This window comes from Bacillus sp. 5mfcol3.1 (genome assembly GCF_900114335.1).
In the GTDB taxonomy this organism is placed as follows: Bacteria; Bacillota; Bacilli; order Bacillales; family Bacillaceae_G; genus Bacillus_A; species Bacillus_A thuringiensis_S.
In genome coordinates this window covers 98,108-113,445 of sequence record NZ_FOST01000004.1, presented here as the reverse complement: position 1 = coordinate 113,445, position 15,338 = coordinate 98,108, and the positions used below count along the sequence as shown (strand labels likewise).

Below are 15,338 nucleotides of genomic sequence, written 5' to 3'. Positions count from 1 at the left end.
GGAATGAACATGTTAAAATCATACCGAGCTGTGCTCGTTAGTTTATCATTATTATTTGTTTTTGTTTTATCTGGTTGCAGTAATGCAGCCCCAATTGATGCACATAGTACTGGGATTTGGGATCATTATTTTGTATATCCAATCTCGTTTATGATTCAATTTGTTGCTCATCATATACCTGGAGCTAGCTTTGGGATTGCTATCATTATTATGACGCTCGTTATTCGTTCAGCAATGATTCCATTAGCTGTTTCGCAATATCGCAGCCAAGCGAAAATGAAGAAAATGCAACCTGAATTGCAGAAGTTAAAGAAAAAGTACGGTGATGTAGGCAAAGATCTTGAAAAACAAAAGCAGTATCAAAAAGAAATGTCAGAACTAATGAAATCAGGCGGTTGGAATCCACTTGCTGGTTGTTGGCCAATTTTTATACAAATGCCGATTTTCTCTGCTTTGTATTATGCGATTAGCAGAACGGAAGAGATTCGCACATCTTCGTTTTTATGGGTGAACCTAGGACATGCAGATCCATATCATATATTACCGATTATTGCAGCGTTAACGACATTTATTCAGATGAAAGTTTTCCAATCGAATATTACACCTGGAGAACAAGTACAGATGCTAAAGATGCAGCAAATTATGATGCCGGCAATGATTCTATTTATGGGGTTTGCGGCGCCATCAGGACTTGTGTTGTACTGGATAACTGGTAACTTATTTACAATGACACAAACAATTGTATTAAGAAAAATAATGGAACGTGAAGAGTTACAATTACAAAAAGCATAGAGAAACACCGCTCATTACGAGCGGTGTTTTTTTGTTAAGTCGTTAAGGAAATGTTAAGAAACCGACATTACTATAGGCATTGTATACGAAAGTGTACATGCATTAGAAATATGAAGGAGGAAATTTCCTATGAAGAAGAAAACAGTTGGGTATTTAGCGATTGCAGGTGCTTTATCATTCGGAATCATTGGAGGAGTCGGTATTCCGGCATTCGCGGCAACGAATACTCCAGCAGTGGATCAGCCTGCAAAAACGGCGAAAAAGGATTTGGATGACGCTACAAAACAAAAAGTAAAAACAATTATGGACGATACAAAGAAACAGTTAGAGGAACTAGGTGTAAAGCTTCCAGAGAAAGAGAAGCGTAAAGACATGTTTGCAGGATTAGATGAACAGGCGAAAGAAAAAGCGAAGTCCATTTTAGAGCAAGAGAAATCCGGAAAACTAACACGTGAACAAGCAAAAGAGGAATTAACAAAGCTAGGCGTGAAAATGCCGGAAAAAGGTAAGCATGGAGACATGTTTGCTAACTTAGATGAACAGGCGAAAGAAAAAGCGAAGTCCATTTTAGAGCAAGAGAAATCTGGAAAATTAACACGTGAACAAGCGCAAGAGGAATTATCAAAGTTAGGTGTGAAAATGCCAGAGAAAGGTAAGCGTAAAGATATGCTTGCTAATTTAGATGAACAGACGAAAGAAAAAGTGAAGTCAATTTTTGAGCAAGAAAAATCCGGAAAATTAACGCATGAGCAAGCAAAAGAAGAATTAACGAAGTTAGGCGTGAAACTTCCAGAGAAAGAGAAGCGTGAAGACATCTTTGCGGGATTAGATGAAGCAACAAAAGAAAAAGCAAAAGCGATTTTAGACAATGAAAAGAAACAATTAGAGGCATTGAATGTTGATTTACCGCACCATAAGTTTTTTATGAAAAAAGAAGATAAATAATTGAATGAAGTCGTATCTTTCGTGTGGGCAACAGGAAGGTACGTGCAAGGGCCGATTTCTATAAGTAGAAATCGGTCCCTTTTAATGAGGCATTGAAATTCTTTTTATTGTTAGTATGTATCCGAAGACGCAGTAGAAGATTGCAAAACCGATAAACACTTCCGTATATTGATATTTACCCAATACGTAGAAGGAAACAGCTGGTATAATAGCTACCGCTAAAATGCTATAACCAGGATACTTGTTTCGATACATGATAGCGAATAGAACAGAGAGAAACGTAGCGATGATACAAAAGACAGCAATCATTATTAGTACACCTCCTAAAAGAATTATACCATTTTTAGGGAATTAGAGAAGTTTTGTATGTTCTGTTATAATATAAGAAGAGAAATATTTCCTATGTTATATAAAAAAATATATTGATTTTTTCTAACAATTCAATATAATGAACAATAACTACAAAATTCGACATCAAGAAGTGATGATGAGGACATGATCAATTTTTTACGATTCTCAGAGAGGGAAGCCTTTGGCTGTGAGCTTCCTAATACGGAAAAATGGATTACCACCTCTGAACTGCAGCAGTGAACGAGCATCTAGTAATTGCTTGCCGGCAAAAACCGTTATTTAGACTTGAGAAATTGGTGAAGTGTGTTACTTTGCGAATTGAAACAAGGGTGGAACCACGAATAAAACACTCGTCCCTTTTTTAGGGAGGAGTGTTTTTTTATTTCATTTTTGCATCACACTAGGATTGGAAGGAGGATACGCAGTATGCATCATGATGAGAAGAACAAAATTGGTTTAACAGTAGCACTTTCTATCGTAGTAGGAACGATTATTGGATCTGGTGTGTTTATGAAACCAGGGAGCGTATTAGATTACTCGGGGAGTTCTAATATGGCCATTCTTGCTTGGGTAATTGGTGGTCTGTTGACGCTAGCAAGTGGTTTAACAGTAGCTGAAATTGGAGCGCAAATCCCGAAAAATGGTGGGTTGTATACGTATTTAGAGGAGATTTACGGGAGTTTTTGGGGATATTTATCAGGTTGGATGCAAACAATTGTTTATGGACCTGCTATTATCGGAACATTAGGTTTATACTTTAGTTCTTTAATGATTAATTTTTTCTATTTAGATAAAGTGTGGAATTTACCAATTGCAATTGGAACGGTTGTGTTCCTTGGCGTTATAAATAGTATGGGAACAAAATACGGAGGTATCGTCCAAACAATCACGACAATTGGGAAGATGATTCCGATCATATTAATTGTCGTGCTAGGTTTTTGGAAAGGGAATAGCGATATCTTTAACGTAGTAGTGCCGATATCAGAAAATCAAAGTATCGGTATGGCAATTTTAGCAACGTTATTTGCTTATGACGGATGGATTTTACTTGCTTCGATTGGCGGAGAAATGAAGAATCCAACAAAGTTATTACCGAAAGCAATGACAGTGGGGATTTTAATCGTAACTGCTGCTTACGTATTAATTAACTTGGCGTTATTAAATGTATTACCAGCAGCGAAAATTGTAGACCTTGGAGAAAATGCGACAGCGACAGCTGCGGGTATGTTACTTGGAGAATATGGCGGGAAAATTATTAGTATCGGTATTATCGTTTCTATTTTCGGCTGTTTAAATGGAAAGATTTTAACGTTTCCACGTATCCCAATGTCTATGGCAGAGCGTGGACAACTTCCATTTTCTAAGTTTATTGCAAAGGAAAGTCCGAGATTTAAAACACCAGCAAATGCGATTACTGTTGAAATCATTTTAGGAATTATTTTAATGATTATTAGTGATCCAAATAAGCTATCTGAGATTTCCGTATTCATTATTTATATTTTCTATGTAATGACGTTTATTGGTGTCTTCATTTTAAGAAAACGTAATAAGAATAAAGAGCGTGCATATAGTGTACCGTTATTCCCAATCGTACCAATCGTAGCGATTTTAGGTTCGTTATTTGTAATTGGTAGTGCGATTATTAACGATCCAGTAAGTTGTTTCTTATCGATTGGAATTGTATTTACGGGACTGCCGGTGTATTGGTACTTGAGTAAGAAGAAAGAAACAGAATGATGAAAAGGTAGGCGTATTATACGCCTACCTTTTTTACTGTAAAAAAATTGTACTTGCTTCCACTTTCTATTTTGGTTACTATGATGGTAGTAACCGAAATAGAAAGCGTGGGGAAAGACTTGAATTTTCGTGTTTATATTTTAGCTATCGCGGCTTTTGTAGTCGGAACGGTTGAGCTAATTATAGGAGGAACGCTCGATTTAGTTGCCAATGATTTAGGAGTATCTATTAGTGCAGCTGGTCAGCTTATAACAATATTTTCGGTAGTATTTGCTTTGTCAGGTCCAGTTTTATTAGCTTTGACAGGGAAGTTTGAAAGAAAAACATTGTATGTTGGAGCATTATCGATTTTCTTAATCGGAAATATTATTTCGGCATTTAGTGTGAATTACGGAATGCTGATGTTCTCAAGGGTTATTTGTGCGGCCAGTGGTTCATTAATTATTGCACTATCGGTAACACTTGCTTCTAGTGTAGTAGAACCGCATTTTCGTGCGCGTGCAATTGGAATCATTTTTATGGGAATTAGTGGATCACTTGTACTTGGAGTACCGCTTGGTCTTGTACTCGGAAATGCATACGGATGGCGTGCACCATTTGTATTAATTTCTGTATTAACAGTTATGGCAATAGCTTGTATTTCATTGTTCTTAACGAAAGTACCACCGACATCGGTATTATCAATAAAAGAACAACTTGCTACTTTAAAAGATAAAAAAATTGTAAGTGCACAGTTAACATCATTTTTGTTTTTAACGGGGCATTTAACATTGTATGCATATTTAACACCGTTTTTAAAAGATGTTATGCATGTTGAAGCAAATTGGATTAGTGTGTTTTACTTCATTTTCGGAATCGCAGCAGTAATTGGCGGCGGATTCGGTGGATGGCTTGCTGATAAATGGGGATCGAAGAAAAGTATTATCTCGATTATTATCGTATTTGCATGTGCAATCTTCATGTTGCCATTAATGACATTCTCATTCCCGCTCTTCATCATTATGATGGGACTTTGGAGTATGCTGAGCTGGGCGATTTCACCAGCGCAGCAAAATTATTTAATTGAAATTGCACCGGAATCAGCTGGTATTCAACAAGGTTTAAATAACTCTGCGCTTCATTTAGGAATTGCACTTGGTTCAACAGTAGGTGGAGTTGTTATTGAAAAATCATCTGTTATATATAATGCTTGGGTAGGTGGTGGCTTTATTATATTAGCACTGCTTTGCGCGATTTTCTCGATTACGAGAGGACGCTCTACTCAGTTCGTGAAAGAAGAATCTATCGTTTGATAGGTTCTTTTTTATTTGTAAAATATTGCAGGTTTTGGTAGAGAAATGGAGAAAAGGGTATGTAGCGAGGTGATAGTATATGGATTATTCAATTATTGGTTTTATATTCACAGTATTGCCGTTATTTGTGGTTATCATTGTTTTTAGATGGATTCGTTTCATCTATCAAAATTCAGAGAAACAGGTAGAGCAAAATGAGAAAATCATTGAGCTGTTGATGGAGATAAAGGAACAAAATAAAAAGGAGTCTAAGTGAAAAACTAGACTCCTTTTTATTATTTAATTAGTATCTTAATTTCATTAACAAACTCTTAATTTCCTCATCTTCCATAAAGAGATCATGATGTTTCTGAGTAATCTTTGCAAGTGCAACGTCGTGATAGAAAAATTCTGTAAAGAACTTTACGAAAGGTTGTGACATTGTTTTCATCGCTTGCCATGATTCTTGTTCTACGCCAGCAAATAAAATTTCACGATCGTCAACGATGAGTAGCAAGTAGCGCTCTAATGCATTAGGCTCTTCAGCTGGGATTAGAAAATGCATGTTTTCTAAGTCTGTTTCTACTTCTCCAACAATAAGAGATTCAATTTGAACACCTTGTTTTGCTTTTTGTTCTAGTAAAGGGAGATATTCTAAAAGAGTATCATTCCAAGCTGAAATACGGATTGATTCTTGTGCACTTTCAATGAGTTCTTTACTTTGAACTCGAATAGAAGATTGCATTTTTAAGCTCCACACACGGTCATCTGTAAATGATTTTTTTGATATGTTTGTTTCCAGTTCTTTAATATTTGATTGGAATTCTGTCGTTAATTTTTCAATTGCTAGTTTTAGTGGTAATGCTGTATACAATTTTTTCTTTTCTGAAACAGAATCCATTACCATTCCTTTATCGATTAGGCGTGCTAGTACTTCATATATTTTTGCTTTTGGAACACCTGAATGCTTCACAATTGTTGTAGCATCTAATGGTTCATTGCTTGATACGACAACTTCATAAGCTTGGCTTTCATATTGTGAGAAACCGAATTTTTGTAACATAGTTCCCTCCGAACGAATGAGATTATATTTTAAGGATAATGAACTATTTGTTTTTGCACAAGTGGTAGTCCGTTTTCTAATTGTATTAAGGTGAGAATTAATTTCAATTTTTTAATTTTATCTATTATACTTAATATAATGATTAATAAGATTTCAATTTAATGCGAAGGGGATGCTGGGGGGAAGATGTTAAGAAGTTTACGTTTAAAAATTGCGGTAGTGTTTTCAGTACTTATTTCTATGATGTTCGTAATATTGGGTACAGCTGTGTATCAATTACAGAAAGAAAAGGAAGTGCGTTCCTTAGACGAGTATTCTCAAAATGCGATGGATCTTGTGACAGAGCAACTTACGACATTTGTTCAAAGAACGGATGAAGATATGGGGTATTACGCGAACAGTGAGATGATTCGTAATATGCTTCAAGGTGGGGTTACTCCGGAAGAGGAAGCGTTTTTAACGAAAGAGTTTGCAGAGTATAAAAAGAATCATCCTGGTATTTTAGATTTATATATTGGTACGAAAGATAAAAAAACATTAAGTGCCAATCTTGCTGAAGGTGGGCAAGTGCCAGAAGGATATGATCCAACGACAAGACCATGGTATAAAGATTCAGAGGCTGATGTAAAAAAGGTCCATTGGGGACAACCTTCTTATGAAATTGCAACAGGAAAGTTAAGTGTAGGTGTTTCTAAAGCAATTACAGCTCAAGATGGATCTGTATTAGGCGTTGTTGCGATGGATGTATCGCTTGGGACGATTCAGAAGTTGCTTCACAATATTCAATACAATAATGACGGAGAAATGTTTATTATAAATGATAAAAATATGGCTCTTGTTTATCCAGAAAAGATAGGAAAAGATGTTTCTAAAGAGCCACTTATAAAGAGCTTGAATAAAGAGGTAACAAAATATGCGGGCAGTACAATAAAAGGTGAAGATGTAGTAGTTTATAGTCAATCATTTGATACGATGAAATGGACGATAGGAATCTTTTATCCGAAAGAAACGATCGATGGGTTATTAAATAGTACGAGGAATACAGTTATTATAATGGCATGTATTAGTTTATTAGTTGGAATCGTAGCTTCCTACTTGTTCTCAAGAAGATTAGCAAGACCACTGCAACTATTAAAGAATCACGTGCAAAAAGTAGCAGAAGGCGATTTAACGCTGCGAATGAAAGTGACAAGTAAAGATGAAGTTGGAGAGTTGACTAAGCACTTTAATGATATGGTTGAACAAATGAATGAAATGGTAAGTAAAATTAAAAACAGCGTATCAACGGTGCAACAATCAACGAATAGTTTACATTATTTAACGAACGAAACAGTAGCGGCTAGTAGAGAAGTTTCAGGAGCGATGGATGATGTGAGCGGAGGAGCTTCTACTCTTGCGAATAGTGTGGATGAAGTTTCAGCTCAGCTCGAGAATATGGCGGAGTCAGTGGAACAAATGAATAGCTCCGTTGGTGAAATAAAAGGAGTGGCTGGCAAAGCGGAAGAGGCATCTAAGCAAGGATTAAATACAATGAGGAATTTAATCCGTACGAGGGGACAATCATCTTCGATTGTTGTTCATACAGAAGAAGCATCGGATAAGTTAGAACAAAGAGTTGGATCGATTCAAAATGTTGTTGAGCTTATAAAAGGTATTTCGGATCAAACAAATTTACTTGCTTTAAATGCTTCGATTGAAGCTGCCCGTGCAGGTGAGCAAGGTAAGGGATTTGCGGTTGTTGCTGAAGAGGTTCGGAAATTAGCGGAACAATCAAAAGAGGCAACAGGAGAAATTACAACGATGATTGGTGATGTGCAAGTAGAAGTAAAAAGAGTTGTAGAAGTTGTAAGTAAATTGAAAGACATTGCAGATGTGCAAAATAAAGTGACGACAGAGGCAGAAATGGAGTTCCGCACAATTATGTCAGTTGTAAATACGATTAGTACTTCAGTTGAAAAAATTGTAGAAGAGGTACATAACATAGGTTACGAGCAAGGAGAGATTACAGCGGTAATGCACACAATTGCTGGTACGAGTCAAGAAAGTGCAGCTGTTTCCGAAGAGGTACATGCTGCAACGGAATCACAGGTGAATCATTTAGAAAAGGTAGCTCACACGATGGAGAGTTTGACAGAACATATGAGAGATTTAGAAAGATTAGTCGAGCAGTTTAAAGTGGAAGAGTAACATATTAGTAAAATGATGAGGATTTCGGTAAAATAGACAATGGATATATAAGAAACGATTATAGGAGGAAGACTACTATGGCAATTGTTGATGTATCGATTATTCCAGTAGGAACAGGTAATCCAAGTGTTAGTGAATATGTAGCAGAAGTACAAAAGGTGCTAGAGAAAAATGCGGATCGCGTGAAGTATCAATTAACACCGATGAATACAATTATTGAAGGAGATCTTCCTGTCATTCTAGAAGTAATTCAACAAATGCATGAAGTGCCTTATACGAAAGGTGCACAGCGTGTTGCAACAACAATTCGTATTGATGATCGTCGTGATAAAGTAAGCACAATGGAGAAGAAATTAAACTCTGTTCGATCAAAATTATAAGAAAAAGCAGCGATCTTCGCTGCTTTTTTCATATAGGAGGTAAATGAAATGAGTGAAAAGTTTAACGAGCAGTTTGACGGGTTACTAGAGAAATACACTGAGCTGTTACTTGGAGAGAGTAGTGAAGAGCGAAAAGAACAGGTGCAGAAGTGGGCACTTTATTCTTACATAGCGAAGACGATGCCAGCTTTAGTGAAGCATTGGAATGAGACATATCCAGATGCGAAAGAAGAGATGGTTCAGTTAATTACGGATATTAAAAGGCTGAATGAAGAGAAGCGAAATGAGCAGTGAGAAAACTTGAGGTGAATGTTACCTCAAGTTTTCTTTATTAATATCCTTATATAATTTACATGGAATATTAAGGGTTTTATAGGCATGTCGAATATTTTCGGTATGCCTATTTTTGCCCTAGTAAACCCGTTTTTTCTAAATGTCGAAAAATATTCCCTTCATATTTACATGCGAGAATATAGGTTTTTAAATGTTTTTATAGTATTTTATAAATTATCTAAATAATTATTTGTATCCAATAATTTTAAACAATGATATAATTTTGAAGAGGGGTAAAAAACAGATAAATTACAGTCATAGGGGTGAATTACATGGAACAATTAATGCGAAATTCGTTTCTTTTCTTATCTAAAAATAAAGCGCTAACAAAACTGGCTAAAAAGTACGGTTTACGCTTTGGTGCAGGTCGCTTCGTCGCAGGGGAGACGATTGAATTAGCGACAGCTGCCATTCAGGCATTAAATAAGCAAGGACTTTGTGTAACAATCGATTATTTAGGTGAATTCGTTGATAATGAAGCGGAAGCAAATGAAATGGCTAACCAATCGATTGAAGCGATCCGTGCAATTGGAAGAGAAGGTCTTGATTCGCAGCTTTCTTTAAAGATGACTTCTATGGGATTAGATATCTCTGATGAAATCGTAATGAACAATATGCGCCGTATTTTAGAAGCGGCAAAAGAAAATGGTGTGTTCGTTACAATTGATATGGAAGACTATACACGCTGCGGGAAAACAATTGATATCTTTAAACAATTAAAATCTGAATACGATAATATTGGTACTGTTATTCAAGCTTACCTATATCGTACAGAAAAAGATATTGAAGATTTAAATGCTTATAATCCTAATTTACGTCTTGTAAAAGGTGCTTATAAAGAACCTGAAGAAGTGGCATTCCCAGACAAGAAAGATGTAGATGACAATTATAAAAAAATTATTAAAATGCACTTATTAAATGGGAATTATACTGCAATTGCTTCACATGACGAAGCGATTATTGAATATACAAAAAAACTTGCCGAAGAACACAACATTCCAAGGGATCAATTTGAATTCCAAATGTTATATGGTATTCGTAATGAGCGTCAACTTGAGCTAGTAAAAGAAGGTTACAAAATGCGTGTTTACGTACCTTATGGAAACGACTGGTATGGCTACTTCATGCGTCGTCTAGCAGAGCGTCCAGCAAACGTTGCGTTCGTATTAAAAGGTATGGTTAAAAAATAACCAAGGAGTAAATACTCCTTGGTTATTTTAATTGCTGAAATGCGTAATGTGCCATTTTCTTCGTATCAGGATACAGTTGCTTGCGGGTAGAAGATAATACAACATTAATGACGCGTTTACCGTCTTTTTCATCCACTGTTACGACTGTATATTTGCCAAGTGCTGATAGACCGCTTTTACTTCCAATCGCATATGGATCGTCATATAGTTCTTCTCGTCCATAGTTTGCGATGTTTGGAGAGCGTTCTGAAGTATGTAGAGTTGTACGTGTTGAATTCATATATTCTAAAACAACTGGATACTTTAATGCTTCTTTCGTAATAATAGCAATGTCATATGGTGATACTTTATTCCCAATTGCATCAGCACCACTTGCGTTCTTGAAAGTTGCATGCTTTGTACCAAGTTCCTTTGCTCTAGCATTCATCATTTTCACAAATTCATTTTTTGATCCTGCGATATGTTCTGCAATTGATTCAGCTATTGGATCTGCACTAATGATAAGCATAAGTTTTAATGCCTCATCACGCTTTAATTTTTCTCCAGCACGAAGTTTAATTTTCTTGCTTTGACTTTCTGTTTTAATTGCATTTTCTGTAACCGTAATTTCTTCATCTTCTTTTACATTCTCTAGTAAAAGAAGGGTTGTCATCATTTTGGCTATACTAGCCGGATAAGAACGTTCGTCTTCGCGTTTCCCATATAAAATTTCACCTGTGTTTGCATCGATTGTAACCCCATATTGCCCAGTAATGTTAGGTTGATCAGCTCTTACAGCTTGTTGCCTTTGTGCATAAGAGAAGAAAATCATCCCTGTAAATAGTGTAGCAATCATTACAATCATAACTATTGTTCGTTTCATCATCGTTCCCTCTTTTGTTTTCCATATGTACAAATAAATTGGGCAGAAAAAGCAGCCATTAATCATTATGCCACGTTCTCTGCCCAAAAATATAGCGTTATTTTTCGCCCATATTATGCTTCTTATATTGTTGGTTATTACCTTGGCGTCCTTTTTCAACACCGTGATTATGTGGACCTGCGTTTCCAGTTACACTAGCTGCACTAATTCCAGCCTTTGAAGGGTTCTTCTTAAGTTTTGCCATATATATTCCTCCAGTTTCGTCAGATTATAAAAAGGAAAAGTGCATTTAAACAAAGAAAATACACATGTATAGCATAGCCAAATGAAAGAAAAATATTTATTTCAGAAAATTTTATCAATAAATATATTGCGAAAATTTAAACAGTATCATATATTTATTAGTAGAGGCTCACTCATTGATTGCGACTTATGTCGAAAAATTGAATGAGCATTCATTCAAGAATAGGGGGAGAATTGGATGTTCCAAATTAAAAAGGCTGCTGTTCTAGGTTCAGGCGTAATGGGTTCGGGAATTGCGGCACACTTAGCTAATATTGGTATTCCGACATTATTGCTTGATATTGTACCACCTGCGCTTACGAAAGAAGAGGAAGCGAAGGGACTTACATTAGAACATAAAAGTGTGAGAAATCGTTTTAGTAATACGGCTGTACAGAAACTATTGAAGCAAAAACCAGCTCCTCTGACAGTGAAAGGAAATCTAGCACTGATTGAAGCAGGTAACTTAGAAGATGATCTTGAGCTTCTTGCTGATGTAGATTGGATTATTGAAGTAGTAGTTGAAAACTTAGATATTAAAAAGAAATTATTTGAAAAAGTAGACGCTGTTCGTAAACCAGGTTCTATTGTAAGCTCGAATACGTCAGGTATTTCAGTTGGAAAAATGGCAGAAGGTCGTTCAGACGACTTCCAGAAACACTTCTTAGGCACACACTTTTTTAACCCACCACGATATTTAAAACTTCTAGAGGTAATACCGACGAAAGAAACAGATCCACAAGTATTAAGCTTCATGAAACTATTTGGCGAAGACGTTCTTGGAAAAGGCGTTGTTATCGCAAAAGACACACCAAACTTTATTGGAAACCGCATCGGTACGTACGGTTTATTAGTAACTCTTCAAGAGATGATAAAACGCGGCTACAGCATTGGGGAAGTTGATTCTGTAACAGGTCCATTAATTGGTCGTCCGAAGAGTGCAACGTTCCGTACATTAGATGTTGTCGGTTTAGATACATTCGTACACGTTGCAAATAACGTATATGAAAACGTACAAGAAGAAGAGCGTGATGTATTTAAAGTACCAGCTTTCATGCATGACATGCTTGATAAAAAATGGCTTGGAAGCAAAACAGGTCAAGGCTTCTTCTTAAAACAAGGAAAAGAAATTTTAGAACTAAATCCTGAAACGATGGAATATGAAGCGCGTAAAAAATTAAAAGCTGCATCCGTAGAGTTAAGTAAACAAGAAAAAGGATTAGCGAATAAATTGAAAGCGCTTGTATACGCAAAAGACCGCGCAGGAGAGTTATTATGGAACATCATTACACCAACTCTTTTATACTCTGCAAAACTTCATAAAGAAATTGCTGACGATATCGTTGCAATTGACCAAGCGATGAAGTGGGGCTTCGGCTGGGAGCAAGGACCGTTTGAAGTTTGGGATGCAATCGGCGTTGAAAAATCTGTTCAAAAGATGGAAGAAAACGGCGTAGTCGTTCCTACTTGGGTGAAAGAAATGTTAGAGAAAGGTTTCACTACTTTCTATAAACATGATAACGGCGATAGCTACTATTACGATAATGGCGAATATAAGCTAATCGAGCGTAATAAAAAAGCAATTTCTCTTAAGCAATTAAAAGCGAAAAATGGTGTATTAAAGAAAAATAGCGGAGCGAGCTTAATTGATTTAGGCGACGGCATCCTTTGCTTAGAGTTCCATTCGAAGAGCAATGCAATCGGTATGGATATTACGCAAATGATTAACTACGCTGTTGATGAAGTAGAAAAGAATTATAAAGGTCTTGTTATCGGTAACCAATCGAAGAACTTCTGCGTTGGTGCGAACCTAGCAATGATCTTAATGGAAGCACAAGACGACAATTACTTTGAAATTGAGTTGGTTGTGAAAAACTTCCAAGATGCAATGACGAAAATTAAGTACTCTTCTAAGCCAGTTGTAGCAGCACCATACGGTATGACGCTTGGCGGAGGTACAGAAGTTTGCTTACCAGCAGCTAGCATTCAAGCTTCTAGTGAAACGTATATGGGCTTAGTAGAAGTTGGTGTTGGCTTAATCCCTGGCGGAGGCGGTAATAAAGAGCTATACATTAAACACTTAAATAAAATGCCAAACGGTGTAGAGTTTGATCTGCAAAAAGTTGCGAATAAAGTGTTCGAATCTGTAGCGATGGCGAAAGTTTCTACATCAGCACAAGAAGCTGTATCGAACAACTTCTTAGGCGATAAAGACGGTATTAGTGTGAATGGTGATCACTTACTATATGATGCGAAACAGAAAGCACTTGCTTTATATGAAGCGGGCTATAAAGCACCGATTCGTAAAAAGATACCAGTTGTTGGTGAAACAGGATATGCAACTCTTGTACTTGGTGCAGAAGCAATGCATTTATCAGGTTACATTTCTGAACATGATCTTCACATTGCGAAGAAACTTGCATATGTCATTGCGGGCGGAAAAGTGCCGTACGGAACAGAAGTTGATGAGCAGTATTTATTAGATGTAGAACGTGAAGCATTTATTAGCTTAGTAAGTGAGATGAAATCACAAGCAAGAATGCAGCACATGCTTGTAAAAGGAAAGCCATTACGTAACTAATAACGAGGGGAGATATCGTTCATGAGAGAAGCTGTCATTGTTGCGGGAGCAAGAACACCAATTGGAAAAGCAAAGAGGGGTTCATTAAAAACAGTTCGTCCTGACGATCTAGGGGCGTTAGTAGTAAAGGAAACGTTAAAGCGTGCAAATTATGAAGGACCAATCGATGATTTAATTTTCGGTTGTGCGATGCCAGAAGCAGAACAAGGTTTAAATATGGCTCGTAATATCGGCGGACTAGCAGGACTTTCTTACGATGTTCCAGCTATTACAATTAACCGTTACTGTTCTTCTGGTTTACAAAGTATCGCTTACGGAGCAGAGCGCATTATGCTTGGTCACTCTGAAGCTGTATTATCAGGCGGAGCGGAATCAATGAGTTTAGTTCCAATGATGGGACACGTTGTTCGTCCGAATAGTCGCCTTGTAGAAGCGGCTCCGGAATATTATATGGGTATGGGACATACAGCAGAGCAAGTTGCTGTGAAATATGGAATTTCTCGTGAAGAGCAAGATGCATTTGCAGTAAGAAGTCATCAACGTGCTGCCAAAGCATTAGCGGCAGGAAACTTTGTTGATGAAACAGTATCTGTAGATGTGACGTTACGCTCGGTTGGCTCAAACAATAAACTGCAAGAAGAAACAATCATTTTCGCACAAGATGAAGGTATAAGAGCAGAGACGACGCTAGACATTTTAGGTAAATTACGTCCAGCATTTAACGTTCGCGGTTCTGTAACAGCTGGTAACTCTTCACAAATGAGTGACGGTGCAGCATCTGTACTATTAATGGATCGTGAAAAAGCAGTGAGCGATGGCATGAAGCCACTTGCGAAATTCCGTTCATTTGCAGTAGCTGGCGTACCACCAGAAGTAATGGGAATCGGCCCAATCGCTGCAATTCCAAAAGCGTTAAAACTAGCTGGCTTAGAGCTATCTGATATTGGCTTATTCGAACTAAATGAAGCATTCGCTTCTCAATCGATTCAAGTTATTCGTGAACTTGGTTTAGATGAAGAAAAAGTAAACGTAAACGGTGGTGCAATCGCACTTGGACATCCACTTGGCTGTACAGGAGCAAAACTAACACTATCTCTTATTCACGAAATGAAACGCCGCAACGAACAATTCGGTATCGTAACAATGTGTATTGGCGGCGGAATGGGAGCAGCGGGAGTGTTTGAATTACTATAAAAAAAGTGGAAGCGGCTTGTTCAGAATGTGAGGGGGATGGAGCTTCAGACGTAGAGGCGCTCTTTGCCTCGTAGGAAGAAGCGAAGCCACCGAACATTCTAGCCGCTGGAACTGGATTATAAAAAAAGTGCAAGCAGTTCGCTCAGAACGAGACGACGCTAAAGCAAAGA

Annotated in this window: 15 protein-coding genes and 1 other annotated feature; of the genes, 11 read left to right on the top strand and 4 right to left on the bottom strand. The window is 37.1% G+C overall.

What is annotated here, in order from left to right:
• Nucleotides 1-9: 9 nt before the first annotated feature.
• Both yidC and BM089_RS21740 read left to right on the top strand, forming a co-directional pair.
• The gene (gene yidC, locus BM089_RS21745) at nt 10-792 is read left to right on the top strand and encodes a membrane protein insertase YidC (RefSeq protein ID WP_090978075.1); all 783 of its coding nucleotides are present in this window, start codon (nt 10-12) and stop codon (nt 790-792) included.
• A gap of 129 nt (nt 793-921) precedes the next feature.
• Entirely contained in the window at nt 922-1,737 is an 816-nt protein-coding gene (locus tag BM089_RS21740) for a hypothetical protein (RefSeq protein ID WP_090978073.1), read from the top strand.
• Between the two features lie 81 nt (nt 1,738-1,818).
• Here BM089_RS21740 and BM089_RS21735 read toward each other — a convergent pair whose 3' ends face one another.
• Complete coding sequence (locus tag BM089_RS21735; RefSeq protein ID WP_053563416.1) at nt 1,819-2,046, bottom strand: hypothetical protein; 228 nt, start codon at nt 2,044-2,046, stop codon at nt 1,819-1,821.
• A gap of 166 nt (nt 2,047-2,212) precedes the next feature.
• Nucleotides 2,213-2,449 (top strand) — a binding site (T-box leader).
• 65 nt (nt 2,450-2,514) lie between these two features.
• On the opposite strand from BM089_RS21735, the gene BM089_RS21730 reads away from it, so the two are divergent.
• The 3 genes from BM089_RS21730 to BM089_RS31185 all read left to right on the top strand — a co-directional run bounded on the left by BM089_RS21730 (nt 2,515) and on the right by BM089_RS31185 (nt 5,373).
• Nucleotides 2,515-3,825, top strand: a complete 1,311-nt coding sequence (locus BM089_RS21730; RefSeq protein WP_090978071.1) for an APC family permease — start codon at nt 2,515-2,517, stop codon at nt 3,823-3,825.
• 107 nt (nt 3,826-3,932) lie between these two features.
• The gene (locus BM089_RS21725; RefSeq protein ID WP_025118115.1) at nt 3,933-5,117 is read left to right on the top strand and encodes an MFS transporter; all 1,185 of its coding nucleotides are present in this window, start codon (nt 3,933-3,935) and stop codon (nt 5,115-5,117) included.
• Nucleotides 5,118-5,196: 79 nt separating this feature from the next.
• On the top strand, nt 5,197-5,373 hold the full coding sequence (locus BM089_RS31185; protein WP_000386584.1) for a hypothetical protein: 177 nt from the start codon (nt 5,197-5,199) through the stop codon (nt 5,371-5,373).
• A gap of 27 nt (nt 5,374-5,400) precedes the next feature.
• Here BM089_RS31185 and BM089_RS21715 read toward each other — a convergent pair whose 3' ends face one another.
• Entirely contained in the window at nt 5,401-6,159 is a 759-nt protein-coding gene (locus BM089_RS21715) for a TrmB family transcriptional regulator (RefSeq protein ID WP_000939481.1), read from the bottom strand.
• A gap of 186 nt (nt 6,160-6,345) precedes the next feature.
• Between BM089_RS21715 and BM089_RS21710 the strand changes: the two genes are divergently transcribed.
• The 4 genes from BM089_RS21710 to BM089_RS21695 all read left to right on the top strand — a co-directional run bounded on the left by BM089_RS21710 (nt 6,346) and on the right by BM089_RS21695 (nt 10,249).
• Nucleotides 6,346-8,346, top strand: coding sequence for a methyl-accepting chemotaxis protein (locus BM089_RS21710; RefSeq protein ID WP_000946363.1), 2,001 nt, complete (start codon nt 6,346-6,348; stop codon nt 8,344-8,346).
• Between the two features lie 77 nt (nt 8,347-8,423).
• Nucleotides 8,424-8,726 carry an MTH1187 family thiamine-binding protein gene (locus BM089_RS21705; RefSeq protein ID WP_001018860.1) on the top strand — a complete coding sequence of 101 codons (303 nt, stop codon included), beginning with the start codon at nt 8,424-8,426 and terminating at the stop codon, nt 8,724-8,726.
• Nucleotides 8,727-8,774: 48 nt separating this feature from the next.
• The gene (locus BM089_RS21700; RefSeq protein ID WP_001290600.1) at nt 8,775-9,020 is read left to right on the top strand and encodes a YusU family protein; all 246 of its coding nucleotides are present in this window, start codon (nt 8,775-8,777) and stop codon (nt 9,018-9,020) included.
• Nucleotides 9,021-9,331: 311 nt separating this feature from the next.
• Complete coding sequence (locus tag BM089_RS21695; protein WP_000436780.1) at nt 9,332-10,249, top strand: proline dehydrogenase family protein; 918 nt, start codon at nt 9,332-9,334, stop codon at nt 10,247-10,249.
• 22 nt (nt 10,250-10,271) lie between these two features.
• Here BM089_RS21695 and BM089_RS21690 read toward each other — a convergent pair whose 3' ends face one another.
• Both BM089_RS21690 and BM089_RS21685 read right to left on the bottom strand, forming a co-directional pair.
• A complete protein-coding gene (locus BM089_RS21690) occupies nt 10,272-11,111 on the bottom strand; it encodes a D-alanyl-D-alanine carboxypeptidase family protein (protein WP_000831466.1) in 840 nt (279 codons plus the stop codon).
• A gap of 97 nt (nt 11,112-11,208) precedes the next feature.
• Entirely contained in the window at nt 11,209-11,355 is a 147-nt protein-coding gene (locus tag BM089_RS21685) for a YuzL family protein (RefSeq protein ID WP_001096344.1), read from the bottom strand.
• Between the two features lie 237 nt (nt 11,356-11,592).
• Between BM089_RS21685 and BM089_RS21680 the strand changes: the two genes are divergently transcribed.
• Together BM089_RS21680 and BM089_RS21675 are read left to right on the top strand one after the other, a co-directional pair.
• Nucleotides 11,593-13,974, top strand: a complete 2,382-nt coding sequence (locus tag BM089_RS21680; RefSeq protein WP_090978069.1) for a 3-hydroxyacyl-CoA dehydrogenase/enoyl-CoA hydratase family protein — start codon at nt 11,593-11,595, stop codon at nt 13,972-13,974.
• Between the two features lie 21 nt (nt 13,975-13,995).
• Nucleotides 13,996-15,168, top strand: a complete 1,173-nt coding sequence (locus BM089_RS21675) for an acetyl-CoA C-acetyltransferase (protein WP_090978067.1) — start codon at nt 13,996-13,998, stop codon at nt 15,166-15,168.
• Nucleotides 15,169-15,338 lie beyond the last annotated feature (170 nt).